The following is a 17,406-nucleotide window of genomic DNA, read 5'->3' as shown; positions in this document are numbered from 1 at the left end:
TGACTCCTGGGGGAAGAAGAAAAAAGGTTCAGGTGAGCGTGCGCACCACGCCACCGTCCACCCGCAGCGCGGCGCCGGTGGTGGCGCTGGCCTGCGGGCTGCAGACGTAGGCCACCATGGCCGCCACCTCGTCGGGGCGGATGAAGCGGCGCAGCAGCGAGGTGGGGCGCGCGTCGCGGAAGAAGCGGGCCGCGGCTTCGTCGAAGCTCAGGCCCTGCTGCGCGGCGAGCGTGTCGAAGAAAGCGCGTGCGCCTTCGGTCAGCGTGGGGCCGGGCAGCACGCTGTTGACCGTGACGGCGGTGCCGGCGCAGCACTCGGCCAGGCCGCGTGCCACGGACAGCTGGGCCGACTTGCTCATGCCGTAATGCACCATCTCGGCCGGCGGGCAGATGCCCGACTCGCTGGAGATGAAGACGATGCGGCCGCGGTTGCGCGTCAGCATGCCGGGCAGCGCGGCGCGGGCGAGGCGCACGCCGCTCATCACGTTGACCTCGAACAGGTGCTGCCAGTCGGCGTCGGCGATCTGCTCGAAGGGCTTGGGCTCGAAGATGCCGAGGTTGTTGACCAGGATGTCCACATCGGCCAGCCGGGTCGCCACCTGCTCGCAGCCGGCGGCGGTGCCCAGGTCGGCGGCGATGCCCGACACCTCGGCCTGCGGGTGCTGTTGGCGCAGGGTCTGCAGGGCGCGCTGCACCGACGCCTCGCCGCGGCCGTTGAGCACCACATGGGCGCCGTCGGCCAGCAGGGCCTGGGCGATGGCCAGGCCGATGCCAGCGGTCGAGCCCGAGACGAAGGCGGTCTGCCCCGCCAGGGGGCGTGGTGCCGGGCTCATGGGCGCCCTCCTACGGGCGGACGGGCGTGCAGCCAGCCGGCCAGCCAGCGGGTCAGGCGCGGCACCAGCGGCCAGTCGGCCAGCAGCGGCGCCACGGTGAGGAACAGCAGCAGCACGGTCGGGAAGATGCCCAGCCAAGTCACGATCGCCACCTTCCAGCGCGGCGGCGCCTTGGTGGTGCTGCCCGCCGGCGCGAACCAGTAGTCCAGCCCGCTGACCCGGCGCATTTCCTGCGCACCGATGGTGTGCGGGGCGATTTGCGCGAGCCAGTGCGAGCGCTCGGGCGAGTCCTGCCAGGCGGCCAGGTGCGCGTCGTTGTCGAAGGCGAAGACCACGTGGTAGAGCAGGGGCTCGTCACCGCTGCCGGCCTCGCCGGGGCGCACCAGCTGGCCGCCGAGGTGGCCGGGAAAGTGCGTTGCCGCCTCGATCATGCCGGCCATGGCCGCCTCGAAGCCGGCCACGCCTTGGGGTGCGACCCGGCGCGTGACCAGCACGGTCACGGCGCGCGACGGGGTGGCGGGTGCGTTCATGGGCGCAGGCTTCGCAGGGCGGCGCTCAGACGAAGCGCATGCCCACCGTGCCCAGGTCCTGGAAGCGCACGTTCACGCTGTCACCGGCCTGCACCGCGATGGCTTCGGTCACGCCACCGGTCATGATGAAGCTGCCCGCCGGGATCTCATGGCCGCGCGCGCCCAGGTGGTTGGCCAGGGCGGCGATGGCGGCGGCGGGGTGGCCCATCACGGCCGCACCCGCGGCCATGGCCACGATCTGGCCGTTCTTCTCCAGCACCACGCCCAGCGTGCGCAGGTCCAGGTCTTCCACACGACGGGCGCGGCCGCCGATCACGAAGCGCGAGGCCGAGGTGTTGTCGGCGATCACGCTCTTGAGGTCGAACTTGAAGTCGCGGTAGCGGCTGTCGATGATCTCCACGCCGGGGATCACGAAGTCGATCGCGGCCATCACGGCGCCGACATGGCAGCCCGGGCCCTTGAGCGGCGCCTTCGTGACGACGCAGATCTCGGCCTCGACCTTGGGGTGGATGAGTTCGGAGGTCTTGATGTCGCTGCCTTCGGCGCAGGCCATGTAGTCGCTGACGAAGCCGAAGACCGGCGTGTCCACGCCCATCTGCTTCATCTTGGCGTAGGAGGTCAGGCCGCACTTAAGGCCCACGGTCTTGTGGCCACGGCCTTCCTTGCGCGCGCGGATGATGTCCTGGATCGCGTAGGCGTCGTCCCAGTCCATGTCCGGGTGGTCGTCGGTGATCTTGGTGACGTCGTGCGCCTTCAGCTCGGCGTTTTCCAGATGCTCGGCCAGCTGGGCGAGGGTGTTCTTGTCGAGTTTCATGTGGTTGTTTCCTTCCCGCTCAGGCGACGAAACGCACCGACGTGCCGCCCAGGCCGCCGACGCTGCAATACAGGCTGTCGCCCGCGACCACCGGCACCAGCGGCGACTGCGAGCCCGAGAGGATGATGTCGCCGGCCTTGAGGCCGATGCCCAGACGGCCGAGCGTGTTGGCCAGCCAGGCCACCGCGTTGACCGGCGAGCCCTGCACCGATGCGCCGCAGGACGTGCTGATGATTTCGCCGTTCTTTTCCAGCACCATGCCGGCCAGCGCGAGGTCGATGTCGCGCGGGCTCTTGCGCAGGCCGCCGAGCGTGAGCACGCCGCAGGAGGCGTTGTCGGCCACGGTGTCCTGGATCTTGATCTTCCAGTCCTTGATGCGCGAGTCGACGATCTCGAAGCACGGCATCACGCAGTCGGTGGCGCGCAGCACGTCGGCCGCGGTGACGCCGGGGCCTTCGAGGTCGCGCGCCAGGATGAAGGCGACCTCGGCCTCGGCCTTGGGCGCGATCATGGTGCTCACCGGGATCGGCTGGCCTTCGTTGTAGACCATGCCCGAGAGCAGGTGGCCGAAGTCGGGCTGGTTGACCTTGAGCATGTCCATCACGACCTTGCTGGTCACGCCGATCTTCTTGCCGACCACATGTTCACCGGCGTCCAGGCGGCGCTGGATCATGCGCAGCTGGATCTGGTAGGCGTCCTCGATGGTGATGTCCGCTTCGCGGTCGGTCAGCGGAGCGACGGGTTGGCGGTCGAGCAGCGACTGGTAGAGCTCGTCGCCGTAGTGCTGGATCTTGGAGTTGTCCATGGTGTTCTGTGTGGGAAAAGGGGTCAGGCGGACGCGGCGCCCTGCGCGTCGGCTTCGGCGAGGAAGTTCGACACCAGCTGGGCGAAGCGCGCGGCGTGTTCGATCTGCGTCCAGTGGCCGCAGTGGCCGAACACGTGCAGCTGGCTGTTGGGAATCCACTGGCTCAGCGTGAGCGAGGTCTGCAGCGGAATCACCTGGTCCTCGCGGCCGTGGACGATGAGCGTCTCGTGCGGCAGCGCGCGGATCGCCGATTCGGGGCTGGCCATGGCGTCCACCCAGCGCTGGCGGGGCGCGGGGAACATGGCCGAGAACGACTCCTGGAAGCCCGGGCGGGTGCTGGCCTCGTAGCGCATGCGGGCTAGGTCGTCGCTCATCAGGCCCTGGTTGAAGGCAAAGTAACCCATGATGGCACGCATGTTCTGCACCGACGGGGTGTAGCCCCACACCGCATCCAGCCCCTGCGTGATGGGAAAGTGCACGCCCACGCTGCCCATCAGCACCAGGCGGCGCACGCGCTGCGGGTGGTGGATGGCCAGCGCCAGGGCCAGCGCGCCACCGAAAGAGTTGCCGACCAGGTCGGTTTTCTCGATGCCCAGCGCGTCCAGCAGGCCCACGGCCTGGCGCACCCAGCTGTCCATGTCATAGCGCTGGCCTGCCGGGCGGTCGGTGAAGCCGAAGCCGACCATGTCGGGCGCGATCAGGCGGGCCTGCCGGGCCAGTTCGGGCATCACCAGGCGCCAGTTGGCCCATGCCGACACGCCCGGGCCGGAGCCATGGATCATGAGCAGCGGATGGCCGCTGCCCAGGTCGTGGTAGTTGGTGCGGATGCCCGCTGCTTCGATGCTGTGCCCGATCTCGGGGTTGGAGGCGGTGGCGCTCATCAGAAATGTCTCTTTGCTATATTTATAGGAGCTTTTAGCGCTTGCCGGTCAAGCGCCAGAAGCCGATTCAACTTAGAACTTCACCATCACGTTGCGCAGATCGGTGTAGAACTCCAGCGAGTGCACACCGCCTTCGCGACCAATTCCCGACTGCTTGGAGCCACCAAACGGCGTGCGCAGGTCGCGCAGGAACCAGGCGTTGATCCAGCACAGGCCCACTTCGATCTGCTGCGCCAGGCGATTGGCGCGCGCAATGTCCTGCGTGAAGACGGCGGTGGCCAGGCCGTAGCGGTTGGCGTTGACCTTGTCCAGCACTTCTTCTTCGCTGTCAAAGGGACTGATGTGGCAGCAGGGGCCGAAGATTTCTTCGGTCACCACGGTGGCGGTCTCGGGCAGGCCGGTCCAGATGGTGGGCTGGATCCACGAACCGTTCTTCAGGTCGCCGGGCATGTCGGGGATGCCACCGCCGGTGACGATGGTGGCGCCTTCGTCCTTGGCCGCTTTGTACAGACCCAGCACCTTGGCCTGGTGCTTCTTGCTGATCAGCGGGCCGATCTTGGTGTCCTTGTCGAAGGGCAGGCCGGGCTTCATGCTCTCGGCGCGCTCTTTCAGTGCGGCCACGACCTTCTCGAAGATCGGGCGCTCCACGTACACGCGCTCGGTGCCCAGGCAGACCTGGCCGGCGTTCTCGAAGCACGAGCGCGTCAGCGTGTCGATAGTGGTCTGGAAATCGCAGTCGGCAAACACCACAGCGGCGTTCTTGCCGCCCATCTCCAGCGACACCGGGCGCACGCCGTTGGCGGCCGCCTTCATGATGATGCTGCCGGTGCGCGTTTCGCCGGTGAAGGTGATGCCGTTGACATCGGGGTGTTCGGTCAGGAAGGCGCCGGCCGAATTGGCGCCAAAGCCGTGCACCACGTTGTACACGCCCTTGGGCATGCCCACCGCGTTCATCACCTCGCCCAGCAGCGTGGCGGTGGCGGGGGTTTCCTCGCTCGGCTTGACGACCACGGTGTTGCCACAGGCCAGCGCCGGGCCGACCTTCCAAGTCATCAGCAAGAGCGGCAGGTTCCATGGGCAGACCACGGCGATCACGCCGCGCGGCACACGCACGCCGTAGCTCAGGGCGGTCTTGCCGTCGGGCGTGCGCATGTTGAACGACTCGGTGGCCGTGCTCTTGATGGTGTCGATGAAGATCTGGAAGTTGGCGGCGCCGCGCGGAATATCGACGTGCGAAGCCAGGTGGTGCGGCTTGCCGGTGTCGGCAATCTCGGCCTGCAGGAAGTCGTCGAAGCGGCGGTTGATCTCGATCGCCACGGCGTCCAGCAGCTTGCAGCGCTCTGCCACCGACAGGCGGCCCCAGTCGCCCTTGAGCGCCGCTTTGGCGGCGGCGACGGCGGCGTTGACTTCCACCTGGCCGGCTTCGTAGATGTTGCCGATGACGCTGCCGTTGACCGGGTTGATGTCCTGGAACGTCTTGCCGCTGGTGTTGCGAACATATTCGCCGTTGATGAAATTCAGAATTTGTTTCATGGTGATTTCTTATCTCGCAAGCACTGACTGGCTGCAACGATAGGGTGGGAGACTCATACTGTCCAATACCAAATTTTCTAAATCTGATACCTTCAAGGTATTGAAAAAAGGAGATGCGCGGTGGATTTGCGCCAGATGAAATACTTTCTTGCGCTCGCCCAGGAGCTGCACTTCGGCCGGGCCGCAGCGCGGCTGCACATGGCGCAGCCGCCCTTGACACGGCAGATCCGGGGGCTGGAGGACGAACTGGGAACCCCTTTGTTCCTGCGCACCGCCAAGGGCGTGGAGCTGACCGCCGCCGGCCAGGCGCTGCTGGACGAAGTGCCCAACATCCTGTCGCTGACGCAACGGGCGCGCGACCGCACGCAGCAGGCCGGGCATGGGCTGATCGGCCAGCTCGACGTGGGCATCTTCGGCTCGGGTGTGCTGGACGTGATCCCCCGACTGCTGGCCGCCTTCCACCGGGCACGTCCCGAGGTGCGCATAGAGCTGCACAACCTGACCAAGGGCGAGCAGTTGCAGGCGCTGCGCGAGCGCCGCATCACCATCGGCTTCAACCGGCTGGTACCCCCCGAGCCCGGTTTGGGGGTACTGACCGTGCTGCAGGAAACACTGGTGGTTGGACTGCCGGAAACCCATCCCCTGTGCACACGCCAGGAAATCACGCTGCGCGATCTGGACGGCGAGCCGATGATCGTCTACCCAATGCACCTCTGCCAGGGCTGGCACAAGAGGTGGCGAACGCGTTTCACCGCGAGGGCATTCGCCTGAACGTGGTGCAAGCAGTGGAAGATGTGCTGACCTGCGTGGCCCTGGTGGCTGGCGGCTTTGGCGCCTGCATCACCACCCAGTCGGCCACCAGCCTGCGCCTGCCGGGCGTGGTGTACCGGCCGCTGCGCTCGCGCCACCTGCGCGACATCGAGCTCAGCTGCCTGTACCGCACCGACGACATGTCGCCGGTGCTGGCGGCATTTCTGGGTGTGGTGGGTGCGTTTGCCAACGCCCAGAGCACGGAGGATCAGGACGCAGGCGGGCTGGCTTGACGCTGCCATTGCCATGGATGGATCACCGGCCATGGCAACCCTCTCACGCCCCGGAAGGCGCCAGCCCCAGCGCCTGCAATCCGGCGACCGCGATGGCTTCGTCCTGCGCTTCGCTGCCACCCGAGACGCCGATGGCACCGATGCGCATGCCTCCCTCGACGATGGGCAGCCCGCCACCAAAGGCGACAAAGCGCGGGCGCAGCACCAACCCCTCCCGCACCGCGGGCGAATGCTGCTGCAGGACCGCATGCCACTGGGAGGTCGGCAGCCCAAAGCTCGTGGCGGTGTAGGCCTTGTCGATGGCGATATCGGCCGAGTGCAGCGGCGCGCCAGTCATGCGCACGAACGCCGCCAGCACACCGGCGGTGTCAACCACCGCCACGTTGACCTGCACCCCCAGGGCGGTGGCGGCCTGCACCGCGGCCGCCACCGCACGCAGGGCCGCAGCGGCATCGATCACGCGCTGCTCCCGGCTGAGCGGGGCAGCGCCAGATCCAGCGGGGAGGTCTGGCATGGACATGGTGCTCAGAAGGCCTTGACCATCGTCAGCCGCACCAGATTTCCCTTGGGCTGTGGCCCGGTACCAGCTTCGGCGCGGAACTCCTTGTACACCGCGCCCTTGAGGAACACCCCGGCGGACGCGATCGGGTACACCACCTCGGCGCCCAGCGCGTGCCGCGAGGACTTGTTGCCGCTGGCGCCCGGGCCGCTGTCGTTGCTGGTCTGCCACTGGCTGTAGCCCACCACCCCCGCCTGCACCGCGCCAAGCACCTTGGCCAGCCCCCATTCCACCGTGACCTGGTTGCCATGGCGGAAACCCGCGTCGTTCTTGCCATTGCGTTCGAAGCGCATCAGGGCCGAACCCGAAATCGTCTTGGCGGCATCGAAGTAGTAGGTCGCACCACCGGTCAGCATGGTGCTCTTGAAGCCCTTGCCCGCCGATGCCGGATGGTCGGTGTTGCCCGAATCCAGCCACATGCCCGCGGCAGCCACGGCATCCCACTGCGCGCCATGCCAGCCCAGCACCAGGGGGCCGACGTAAACGTCGCCCACGCCCGAGCGGCTGTCAGCGATGCCCGCGGCATTGATGGTGAGCGAGGTGCGCACCAGCGGCACGATGGCCTCGACACCGTAATCGGCACCCAGCACTTTGTGGCCCGTCATCCAGACAAACCGATTGGCCAACGCTGTGACGGTGCCGCTGTTGTGCCCTGGTAGGTCAGCACTGGAGCCTGGTGCGCGAAAACTGTTGATGTTGTAGTTCACCACATAGCCCAGGTAATAAAACCCCGGAGGCGGCACGCTGGCGGCCTGGGTGCCCTCCACACCGGGAACGTAGTGGCCTTCGGCCTGCGCGGCCAGGGGCGCCAGGCTCGCCAGCAGTGCGGCGGCTGCAAATTTTTTCTTCATGGATTTTCTCGTTCAACGAAGCAAAGAGGAAATAACAGAGCCTGGGCGCCGCTTCAGGTGTACACGTCCGTGAAGGACGCCACCAGTTCACCCGTATGAAAGAAGATTCCACTGCCCAGCTTGTCCTCGCTCCAGGTGGTCACGGGGCGGTCGGGCTGCGCCAGGTAACCCAACCCGGCAAAGGTTTCGTTGCGGTTGCCGCTGGGGTCGAAGAAGTAGATGGTCTCGCCGCGCGTGATGCCATGGCGCGTGGGGGCCACGTCGATCTTGACCTTCTTTTTGGCCATGACATCGGCTGCCTTGAGCACGTCATGCCACGAATCCAGAAAGAACGCGATGTGGTGAAGGCCGCTGACGGGGCCGCCCACAAAGGCGATATCGTGCGGCGTGGTGGTGCGCGCGAGCCAGGTCGCGGCCTGGATGTCGCCGCCGGGGCCGACCAGCACCTGCTCGGTCAGGAAGAAATCCAGCACCTCGGTAACGAAGCGCGTGTTGTCGGCCACGGTGTTCACGCCGGCCTCGGGGTTCATCTCGCACATCAGCAGGCAGTGGTCGAGCCAGTGCGCCCCGGCGCCGCACACACCGTCGGGCCAGGGGTCGGGGTTGACCGTGCCCACGTCGGTGCCCACGTACTCCTTGTTCGCGTAGAGGCGGAAGTCATGCCCGCTGGGCAGCTTGAATTGCAGCATGCGGCCCACGGAGGGCAGCGTGCCTTCGGGCAGCACCGTGGTCTCGATGCCCCAGGCTTCGATGCGCACCTGCAGCGCGTCCAGGTCGGCATCTTCCTTGACCTTGTAGGCCACGTGGTTCAGGCCGGCCTGGTCGGACGGCGTGAGAATGAGCGAGAACTTGTCCCACTCGTCCCAGCATTTGAGGTACACGTTGCCGGCCTTGTCCTTCATCACGGTCTTCAGGCCGATGACCTTCTCGTAGTGCCGCACGGCGGCATCGATGTCCATCACTCTCAGGCTCGCGTGGCCTATGCGTAGTACGCCCATGTCATGTCTCCTTGGGTTGGGTCGTGGGTCGAAGTGCGGACGCCACCGTAGCGCCCGCGCGGGAAAAGGGTCGGGCCAGCTTTGCAGCCACTTCGAGCTGCACGGCGGTGGCGGGCGCCACGCGGCAGGCCAGGGTGTAGCCCTGGGCTTCTTCCTCGGCGCTGACGTGCGCGCGGCTGATGGGCCCCACGGAGCGCACGCTGCCTTCGACGATGCGCACCTTGCACACGCCGCAGCCGCCATTGACGCAGCCCACCGGGATGCCCTTGCGGCCCAGGCGGACCATGCCGGTGAGCAGGCTTTCATTGCCGGCGCAGGCATAGCTGAGGCCAACGTTGGCGATAGTGACCGGCAGCGCCGCCAAGCGCGGGCTGGTGGTCAGGACAGGGAGCGAGGTCATTGAGGCCATGTCGCCATTTCTTCCTGCAGCCTGTCGGCCAATTCGCGCTGCCAAGCTGCCAGCAAGTCAAAGCGGCTGACCAGCCACAGCTCCGTTTCGAAGAAGAGCTTTTCGGGGTACGGCACCAGTTCGGGATAGTCAGCGGCAACGAACTTGGGCAGCAGCGCCACGCCGTGGCCCAGCGCGCACAGGTGCGCCATGGGCACGAAGCTGTCCGACTGCACGCGCACCTTGCCCGTCAGGCCGAACTTGGCCCAGTCCAGGTTGGCGTAGGTGAAGTTGTGATCCTGGTGGAAGAACTGCAAGTTCATGGCCAGAAGGTCGTGGTCGTCGACAAACGCGGGATTTGACGCACTCGTGTCGTGGCGCGCCAGGTACGCGCGGCTGGCGTAAGCGCCCACGGCCACCGCACCGATCTTGCGTACGCGCAGGGAATTGCTGTTGCGCACAGGCCGTGCTAGCCGCACGGCGATGTCCACCTGGTCTTGCTCCAGATTGACGAAGTGCGTCTCGGTGGTGATGTTGAGCAGCAGCCGAGGAAATTTCTCCCCCAGCGCGACGAATACTGGCGCAAAGCGCTTGGCGAACACGTCCATCAGGCTGATGCGCACCACGCCCGCGCCTTCCTGGTGATTCTGAGAGAAGCTGCGCGCCGCCTCTTCCATGTGCTGGGCAGCGCTGACCAGCGCGTGCAGGTCGGCCGAGGCTTTCCAGCCGGCCTCGCTGCGCACGAACAGAGTGCGACCGAAGCGCTGCTCCAGCACCCGGATGCGCCGGCGCAGGGTGGAGTCGTCGATGCCTTCCATGTCGGCTGCAACTTCGTAGCTCCCGTGGCGCTCCAGCGCGAGGAAGGCGCGGATCAGGTCCCATGGAGGTGTGGTGGTGCCGTCTCGGGTCATGGTGCATGCTTTCATCGATGGCTTCAGGCTTTCTGGGGCTTGCAGGTTCAGGAAAAGCGCAGCCGCACCTGGGCGCTGGCGGCGCGCGTGCGGCAGGCCAGCAGCCAGCCTTCTGCAGCATCGTCTTCGTCCAGCACCGAGCTGTCGAGCCGCAGCACCTCGCCGTCCACCAGGCGGCACATGCAGGAGGCGCATTCGCCAACCCGGCAAGCGTGCGGGACGGCCAGCCCGGCGTCGAGCATGGCGCCCAGCAGGAATTGCCCGCCGCGCACCGACACGGTATGCGTCTGCCCCTTGAGCTGAACCGTCAGCTCGGCGTCGGGACCCTCGGCGCCCGTTTCCACCGCGCCCTCCAGCGCAGCGCCGAAGTCCTCGCGGTAGACGCGACTGGGCTCGATCCCAGCCGCTGCCAGCGCAGCCAGAACGGAGTGCATGAAGGCCTCGGGGCCGCAAAGGTAGGCGTCAGCAGCCTCAAGGCCCTGGGTCTGCGCCTCCAGCAGCGCCTGCGTGGGCAGGCCCTGTTCGGCGTCATACCAGTGGCGTATCTCCAGCCGCTGCCCGCTACCCGCCTGTAGCGCCTGCAACTCAGCCAGTAGCATGGCCGTGGCTCGGTCGCGGCAGGCGTAGAACAGCCGTACCTGGGGCGCGCCTTGCAGCAACGCTTCGCGCGCCAGCGCGAAGATGGGCGCAATGCCACTGCCGCCGGCATACAACAGCACTGGTTGGCCATGCCGCGCCAGTGTGAAGCGCCCGGCGGGCGGAAGCACCTGCAATCGTTGGCCCGCTCGCGCGTGGTCGCACAGCCAATTGGAGACGCGCCCACCCGCCACGCGGCGCACCAGCAGGCTGATCGCCTGCCCATCCTCGGGCGCACTGGTGATCGAATAGCAGCGCCAATGTTCATCGCCTTGCACGGGGACGGCAAGCGTCAGGTACTGGCCAGACTGGAAGGAAAAACGCTGCCGCTGCCCGCCGTCCACGCCCAGGCTCAGCAGGATGGCGTCGCTGCCTTGCGGTGAAACAGCGGTGACGGTAAGAGAATGTGCCAGTTTCATGCGCTGCCACCTCCCCTCACAAAAAGAACGAGTTGTTGCCCTGCAGGCAGTCGCTGTCGATCAGGTTGACCTGCTTGAGCACGATGACTAGCCCCTGGGCGCTCTGGCGCAGCACGAACCCGTTCCAGCCCGCGAGCACACGGTTGTGGCCCTCGCGTGACTCGGCCAGAGTGAAGCTGTAGCGCGCGCGCCATTCATTGCCACGGTCCGGGCTGGGCCACACTTCCAGTCCGCCCCAGTGCCGCGCCGTGCGCGAAGTCGGGAACTGCGAGAAGGCCAGCCCGGTGCCCAGGCGGCTCACACGGTCGAGCAGACGGCGCCGGTCGTGGAATTCCAAGGTGACGTATTGGCGCGGGTCGGGCGCGGGCGCGCCCGCCGGCACCCAATAGGCGCATTCCTCGCCATACAACGCCAGCCAGCGCTCGTAGGCGGTCTTGTCCATCGAGCCCTGATCGAGCAGGCGAGCTTCCAGTGTCAGTAGTTGTGCCACCTGCTGCGTTTGCGCGGCGTCAGCGCCCTGGGTGCGCACGGCGGCCTGGGCCAGGTCGTCCGAAGCGGCGAGAAGCCAGTCGTAGAACGCCGGCACCACGTAGAGCGAGGGAGGCTGGTGGCGGTAGGCCGGAACGGCGGCAGCTTGGGCCAGATCCTGGGCGGCGTTCATGGCAGCTTCCCCTTGTTCATTTGCAGCGTCGGGCGGGCTTGCATCAGCCGCTTCCACTGAGCGTAGTAGTTGCGCATGTGAATGTCTGTGGTCACCGGGCCGCTGACCACGCCATCGGGACCGGGCACATCCTTGCCGGTCTCCCAGTGGCGACCCATGTCCACCCATTCGTCCTCGGGGCTGTTCATAAGGCCGCGTTGGCACTCTTCGAAGTTGGCGGCGTCGTCCATCTCGCCCATGACGGGGAAATCCTCCTGCGTGCGCAGGCGCATGGTGTTGACCTCTGCGTCCACGTCTCTGCGCCGGGTGGCATGCCAGCTTACCGAGGTTTCGCCCACCGCCAGAGGCTGGATCACCTGCACCTGGTTGCCGATCAGCGCCAGATTGGGAAAGATGTTGAGGTTCATGCCCGCCCCGACAGTGGTGTCGAGCACGCGTTGGGCCTGATCGCGGCTGTGGGTGGCGGCCACGTGGGCCTCGTAGGGCTCACGCCCCGGCTGCGGGCGCTGCTCGCGCCAGGCGGAGTTGCCGTGCATCTCGGGACGCTGGTCGATCACCGTATGCCCGTTGTCGAGCGCGTTGTTGCTCATGCGGGAGCGGTCGGCGTCGGCGAAGTAGGCCATGTCGCCGCCACCGTAGCGTTCCTTGGTCATCACCAGCAGCGACTGGTGCGAGAACGGCACGTGGTAGCCGTCGCCCGCGTTGTCCCAGACCAGTTTCCAGTTGCAGCCGACGCGAAAGCGCTGAGCGCCGGCCAAGACGATGTTCTGAGCGCCCCCATTGTGCTCGATCCAGGCGTCCAGATAGCGTGTGGCATTGCCGAGGTGCTCGGCCAGGGGCGGCGCCTCGGAGTTCAGGGTAGCGAAGATGAAGCCCTTGTACGACGCCACCTGCGCAGGCCGCGCAAGGTGCATGTCGCGCGCCTTGAAGGCCGGGCCATAGGCGTTCTTGCCGGGAATGCCGAACAACTGACCTCGGTTGTCGAAACGCCAGCCGTGGTAGGGGCAGGTGAAGTTGGCGGCGTTTCCTTGGTGCTCGCGGCAGACGGTTGCGCCGCGGTGCGAGCAACGGTTGGAGAACACGCGAATTTGCCCCTCTTCGTCGCGAGTCACGATGACCTCGCGGGTGCCCAGCCAGGCCTGCCGGAAATCGTTGGGCTCGGGGATCTCGCTTTCATGGGCCAAGTACACCCAGCTGGCGGCGTACACATGGTCCATTTCGCGGGCAAAGATGGCGGGGTCGGTATAGACGCGGCGGTGTACACGGTCTGGCTGCACCAGGTCGTCCCATTCATCGGCGGCGGATTCCCCGGCCGGAACGGCGGCAATATGAATTACTTTCATCGTTTTCTCGCAATTCGGTTGAATCTGAAAATCGCGGCTTCAGTTCATGTTGTTTCGGTAAGCGTGGGCACAGCCGCGGGAGCCAGGGCGCCTTCGTCCAGTAAGCGGCGGCCCAGCGCGATGACGGCGTCGGGAGACAGAGGCTGGCTGGCTTCCTGTTCTACGTGCGCCCACTGCTCGTCGTCGAACAGCGCGCGGTGGTAGGCCATGAACTTGTCTTTCAGGAACTGACGGTCCACCTCGGGGTGCCCCTGGATGCCCAAGATGCGGCCCTGCACCAAGAACACCTCGTGGGGGATGGTCTGCGACGACGCCAGCAGGACGCTGCCCGGCGGCAGTGCCGCCACGCATTCGCCGTGGCTTTGCACCAGCACGCTGGGCGCTTGCGCCAGCGCCGCGCCCAGCAGCTCAACGGCGACGGGGTCCCAGCGCAGGGCATCGACCCCCAGCTTGAAGCGCCCTGACGGGTTCCTGGCAACCCGTCCACCTAGGGCCGCCGCGATGGCCTGCGAGCCAAAGCACAGCCCGATCAGGGGTGAGCCTGCCTCGTCGCTAACGCGGCGAATCAGCGCCAGCAGGTTGCTCACCAGGAGCGAATCGGCATCGTCCACTACCGACATTGGGCTGCCGCTGATGACGTAGCCGTCGTAGCCCATCGCCCGCTCCAGGAAGCCGTCGCGCGCGGGTTCCAGCACGTCCCACTGCTCGCCCGCGCGACCGAAAGTGGCGATCATTTTTTCCTGCAAGATCTCGTCTCCGGGTACTTCAGTGCACCAGAGCACGGCATATTTCTTCTTCACGGTGTCCATGAGCGTTACCTGGTTCAGTTCAGAACAGTTCGAAGTACTCGCGATGCTCCCAGTCGGTGACGGGGTCGCCCGCCATGTCCACGTCGGCGCCTTCGGCGGCCACGAAGCGCGCCCATTCGCTGCGCCGCAGGTGCAGCCAGTAGTGGATGAACTCTTCGCCGAAGGCTTCGCGGAAGAAGCTGGAGCCCTCCAGCACGTCCAGCGCCTCGGCCAGGTTGCGCGGCAGGATCGGAACGTCGGCGGCATAGGGCGTTTCCTGCAGAGGGCCGGGATCGAGTTGGCGACGAATGCCATCGATCCCCGAGAAGAGCTGCGAGGCCAGATACAGGTAGGGGTTGGCCGCCGGCTCGCCGACCCGGTTTTCCACACGGCTGGCTGAGTCTTCTGGGGCGGCGATCACGCGCGCCATGGCGGCGCGGTTGTCCTCGGCCCAGGTCACCCGATCCGGGGCCAGAGAGAACGGGCGTCGGCGTCGGTAGCCGTTAACCGTGGGGGTGGTGAAGCTGGAGGCCGCACAGGCATGTTTGAGCAGGCCACCGACATAGGCCCGGCCCAGCGCCGACAGCGGCTCGCCCGTCTGCGGAACGAAGGCATTGACGCCGGAGTCGCGCGCCGCCAGCGACTGGTGCAGATGCCAGCCCGAGGCACAGAAACCCTCAATCTTGGGTTTGCACATGAAACTGGCAAGGTAACCGCGCCGCCGACAGATTTGCTTGACTGCGTTGCGGAACAACACCATGGTGTCGGCCATGTCCAGGCCGGACATGACGTCGAAGGTGGTCTCCATCTGGCTGGGCCCCCATTCATCCTCGATGCTGCGCAACGGCATGCCCAGCGTCAGCAGGTGCTGGCGCACCTCGGCCATGATGGGTTCGACCTCGTCCAAGTGATTTTCGAGCAGATAGGAGTAGCCCTTGGCGACCGGCATCACCTTGGGCGGTGCCGCCGGTGTGCCGGGGCCACCCAGCGTCTCGGGCTCCAGGCAGGGGTCGACGATGCGCGTCAAGTACCACTCCACCTCCAGGCCACCATGGAAGTCATAGCCCAGATCCGCCAACTGCCCCAGCGCTTTCTTCAACAGGGCACGCGGGCTCAGCGGGAAGGGCCGACCGCTACGCATGTACAGATCGGCCAGCATCCAGCCCGTGCGATCAGCCCAGGGCAGCACGCGGAAGGTGGTGGGGTCGGGCACCATCACCACGTTAGGGCTGCCCGCCAACTCCGGGTTGCCAAGCCCGCCATCCGAGGAAAAGGGATTGAACACGATGGCGCTGGCCGTGTCGAAGAAAAAGGGCGCCATGGTGATTTCCGAGCCGCTGCCGAATGCGGAGCGCAAGGCTGCCACCGACAGCATTTTCCCGCGCAGCAGACCATATTGATCCGGCCATGAGAGGCGAATCATCTGAATGCCGTCCTGCTCGATTTTCTTCAGCACTTCAACGGCCGCCGCCTTCTGGGCGTCGGACCACAAGCCGTGCCGATCAATGAATTTCTGGCTCATTTTTGTCTCCGGGTTTTCCGGCATAGATGCCGGTTGTTTAGAATTAACGAATTACCCAACCATCTGCCACCAGATCAGTTCAGCACGCATTAAATTTGCCAATTGATCTTTGTCGCAGATCAAAATTATGTTGATTTCCTGAGAACCTGAAAGGAAAAACATGCGAAACCTATTCGCAAAAATGCGAGTGATGCAATGGTTTTTTCAACCACCCCCCGCCACTTCGAGCCCTACGGCAACGCTAGGAGCCACGCGGCAGGCTAGGAGCGTGGGCGGCAGAAGCAGGGAATCCCCTGATGACCTGCGCACATGAGTGAGCGTTCAAGCTGCATGGCCATAAGTTACCGCCCCTACGAACCGCAACAAGAGATGCTGCTGCCCGCATCGCTGCAGGACTGGCTGCCTGCGGGGCACCTGGCCTACTTCATCAGCGACACGGTCGATGCGCTGGATTTGGAGGCGTTCTATGCGCGCTATGCCGGCGGCGGTGCGCGCAACCAGCCGTTCCATCCGGCGATGATGGTCAAGGTGTTGGTCTACGGTTACGCCACGGGCGTATTCAGCTCGCGCAAGATCGAGCGGCGGCTGCACGAGGACTTGGCGTTTCGGATGCTGGGTGCGGGCAACTTCCCCAAGCACCGCACGGTGCGCGACTTTCGCGCGCTGCATCTGAAGGAGTTGAGTGAGCTGTTCGTGCAGGTGGTCAAGCTTGCCCGCGAGATGGGCTTGGTCAAGCTGGGTACGGTGGCCATCGACGGCACCAAGCTCAAGGCCAACGCCAGCCGCCACAAGGCGATGAGCTACGAGCGCATGCAGCAGGCCGAGGCTGAATTGAAGGCCCAGATCGACGCGCTGCTGGAGCGAGCCAAGACCACCGACGCGGCCGAAGCGAACGAACCCGAGTTGGACATCCCGGCCGAGATCGAGCGGCGCCAGGATCGCCTGAAGGCCATCGCCCAAGCCCGCGAGCGGCTGGAGCAGCGCCAGCGCGACGCCGACCTCGAGCGCGGGCGCAGCGATGACGATGACCGGCGCCCTCGCGATGAAGATGGCAAGCCCACGGGCGGGCGCTACAAGCGCGAGTTCGGCGTGCCCGAGCCCAACGCGCAGGAGAACTTCACCGACCCGGACAGCCGCATCATGAAGCGCGCTGGCGGCGGCTTTGATGCAAGCTACAACGCCCAGACGGCGGTGGACGACACGGCGCACATCATCGTTGCCGCCGAGCTTGGCAACAACGCCGCCGACGTGGGGCAACTCGTGCCGATGCTCCAGGCCGTGAAGGACAACACCGGCCAGGCACCCCGGCAGGCGCTGGCTGATGCAGGCTATCGCAGCGAGCAGAACTTCGAAGCGCTTGCTGATTCATCTACCGAGTTGGTGGTGGCCATGGGGCGAGAAGGCAAGCGCTGCGCCGACATTGATGCCCAGTCCAATCCGCACACGGCGGCCATGGCGGCCAAGCTGCGCACCCCAGAGGGCAAGAACGCATACCGCAGACGCAAGTGGATCGCCGAGCCGCCCAACGGCTGGATCAAGAGCGTGCTCGGGTTCCGTCAGTTCAGCCTGCGAGGGCTGCACCGCGCGCAGGCGGAGTTCAAGCTCGTGTGCTTGGCTCTGAATCTGCGGCGCATGAGCGCTCTGATGGCAGCGTGAGGGGACAAGATGAGCAAATTCGACCTAAACGGGGTGATCATACTTTCGGTGCGGAATGACACGGTAGTGCCGGGAATCGCCTTTGAAATCAATGACTTACGAATACAGTTCGTGCGCAGAAAGCCCAAGTTCGTAAGTCCTTGTCGCATAACGACTTTTCGACCCAGAGCGCACCGATTTGCAAGATAAGTACGACCACCCCATGCTACGCATGCATTGGCGCGCGGGGCCGAATT

The 17,406-nt window shown here is 65.8% G+C and carries 17 protein-coding genes and 2 pseudogenes; 3 read left to right on the top strand and 16 right to left on the bottom strand.

The window, feature by feature from the left end; all coding sequences use genetic code 11:
- Positions 1–28: 28 nt before the first annotated feature.
- From ACWHMB_RS17895 to ACWHMB_RS17870, 6 genes are all read right to left on the bottom strand, one after another.
- Positions 29–832, bottom strand: coding sequence for an SDR family NAD(P)-dependent oxidoreductase (locus ACWHMB_RS17895; protein WP_008328873.1), 804 nt, complete (start codon positions 830–832; stop codon positions 29–31).
- The gene (locus ACWHMB_RS17890; RefSeq protein ID WP_377484392.1) at positions 829–1,362 is read right to left on the bottom strand and encodes an antibiotic biosynthesis monooxygenase; all 534 of its coding nucleotides are present in this window, start codon (positions 1,360–1,362) and stop codon (positions 829–831) included. The genes ACWHMB_RS17895 and ACWHMB_RS17890 overlap by 4 nt, the downstream gene beginning before the upstream one ends.
- Before the next feature lie 25 nt (positions 1,363–1,387).
- Entirely contained in the window at positions 1,388–2,176 is a 789-nt protein-coding gene (gene dmpH / locus ACWHMB_RS17885) for a 2-oxo-3-hexenedioate decarboxylase (RefSeq protein WP_377484391.1), read from the bottom strand.
- Between the two features lie 19 nt (positions 2,177–2,195).
- On the bottom strand, positions 2,196–2,981 hold the full coding sequence (gene dmpE / locus ACWHMB_RS17880) for a 2-oxopent-4-enoate hydratase (protein WP_377484390.1): 786 nt from the start codon (positions 2,979–2,981) through the stop codon (positions 2,196–2,198).
- 23 nt (positions 2,982–3,004) lie between these two features.
- Positions 3,005–3,862, bottom strand: coding sequence for an alpha/beta fold hydrolase (locus ACWHMB_RS17875; RefSeq protein WP_377484389.1), 858 nt, complete (start codon positions 3,860–3,862; stop codon positions 3,005–3,007).
- Between the two features lie 72 nt (positions 3,863–3,934).
- Positions 3,935–5,395, bottom strand: a complete 1,461-nt coding sequence (locus ACWHMB_RS17870) for a 2-hydroxymuconic semialdehyde dehydrogenase (protein ID WP_377484388.1) — start codon at positions 5,393–5,395, stop codon at positions 3,935–3,937.
- 135 nt (positions 5,396–5,530) lie between these two features.
- Here ACWHMB_RS17870 and ACWHMB_RS17865 point away from each other — a divergent pair.
- Positions 5,531–5,641 (top strand): annotated as a pseudogene (locus ACWHMB_RS17865) (LysR family transcriptional regulator); the annotation flags it as partial.
- Positions 5,642–5,677: 36 nt separating this feature from the next.
- A pseudogene (locus ACWHMB_RS17860) lies at positions 5,678–6,438 on the top strand (LysR substrate-binding domain-containing protein).
- A gap of 43 nt (positions 6,439–6,481) precedes the next feature.
- Here ACWHMB_RS17860 and ACWHMB_RS17855 read toward each other — a convergent pair.
- The 10 genes from ACWHMB_RS17855 to ACWHMB_RS17810 are packed head-to-tail and all read right to left on the bottom strand — an operon-like array spanning position 6,482 to position 15,514.
- A complete protein-coding gene (locus ACWHMB_RS17855) occupies positions 6,482–6,952 on the bottom strand; it encodes a GlcG/HbpS family heme-binding protein (RefSeq protein ID WP_080747205.1) in 471 nt (156 codons plus the stop codon).
- Positions 6,953–6,963: 11 nt separating this feature from the next.
- Complete coding sequence (locus tag ACWHMB_RS17850; RefSeq protein ID WP_034382467.1) at positions 6,964–7,848, bottom strand: SphA family protein; 885 nt, start codon at positions 7,846–7,848, stop codon at positions 6,964–6,966.
- 53 nt (positions 7,849–7,901) lie between these two features.
- Positions 7,902–8,846 carry a catechol 2,3-dioxygenase gene (locus tag ACWHMB_RS17845; RefSeq protein WP_377484385.1) on the bottom strand — a complete coding sequence of 315 codons (945 nt, stop codon included), beginning with the start codon at positions 8,844–8,846 and terminating at the stop codon, positions 7,902–7,904.
- Between the two features lies 1 nt (position 8,847).
- A complete protein-coding gene (locus tag ACWHMB_RS17840; RefSeq protein ID WP_377484382.1) occupies positions 8,848–9,255 on the bottom strand; it encodes a 2Fe-2S iron-sulfur cluster-binding protein in 408 nt (135 codons plus the stop codon).
- Complete coding sequence (locus ACWHMB_RS17835; RefSeq protein ID WP_015060643.1) at positions 9,243–10,160, bottom strand: LysR family transcriptional regulator; 918 nt, start codon at positions 10,158–10,160, stop codon at positions 9,243–9,245. Before ACWHMB_RS17835 ends, ACWHMB_RS17840 begins: the two co-directional genes overlap by 13 nt.
- A 32-nt stretch (positions 10,161–10,192) precedes the next feature.
- Positions 10,193–11,200 carry a ferredoxin--NADP reductase gene (locus ACWHMB_RS17830; RefSeq protein WP_251710807.1) on the bottom strand — a complete coding sequence of 336 codons (1,008 nt, stop codon included), beginning with the start codon at positions 11,198–11,200 and terminating at the stop codon, positions 10,193–10,195.
- Positions 11,201–11,216: 16 nt separating this feature from the next.
- Positions 11,217–11,861 carry an aromatic-ring-hydroxylating dioxygenase subunit beta gene (locus ACWHMB_RS17825; RefSeq protein WP_014386451.1) on the bottom strand — a complete coding sequence of 215 codons (645 nt, stop codon included), beginning with the start codon at positions 11,859–11,861 and terminating at the stop codon, positions 11,217–11,219.
- Positions 11,858–13,204 (bottom strand): aromatic ring-hydroxylating oxygenase subunit alpha, encoded by a 1,347-nt coding sequence (locus ACWHMB_RS17820; protein ID WP_051705517.1) that lies wholly within the window; start codon positions 13,202–13,204, stop codon positions 11,858–11,860. Before ACWHMB_RS17820 ends, ACWHMB_RS17825 begins: the two co-directional genes overlap by 4 nt.
- 44 nt (positions 13,205–13,248) lie before the next feature.
- Positions 13,249–14,013, bottom strand: coding sequence for a type 1 glutamine amidotransferase (locus tag ACWHMB_RS17815; protein ID WP_050980591.1), 765 nt, complete (start codon positions 14,011–14,013; stop codon positions 13,249–13,251).
- Between the two features lie 19 nt (positions 14,014–14,032).
- Positions 14,033–15,514 carry a glutamine synthetase family protein gene (locus tag ACWHMB_RS17810; protein ID WP_015060806.1) on the bottom strand — a complete coding sequence of 494 codons (1,482 nt, stop codon included), beginning with the start codon at positions 15,512–15,514 and terminating at the stop codon, positions 14,033–14,035.
- 330 nt (positions 15,515–15,844) lie between these two features.
- Between ACWHMB_RS17810 and ACWHMB_RS17805 the strand changes: the two genes are divergently transcribed.
- Positions 15,845–17,170 carry an IS1182 family transposase gene (locus ACWHMB_RS17805; protein ID WP_377484397.1) on the top strand — a complete coding sequence of 442 codons (1,326 nt, stop codon included), beginning with the start codon at positions 15,845–15,847 and terminating at the stop codon, positions 17,168–17,170.
- Positions 17,171–17,406: the final 236 nt, after the last annotated feature.

The sequence above is a fragment of the Ottowia pentelensis genome, from assembly GCF_964341695.1.
Note: the sequence above shows the minus strand (reverse complement) of the source record. Positions and strands in the feature narration are given on the sequence as shown.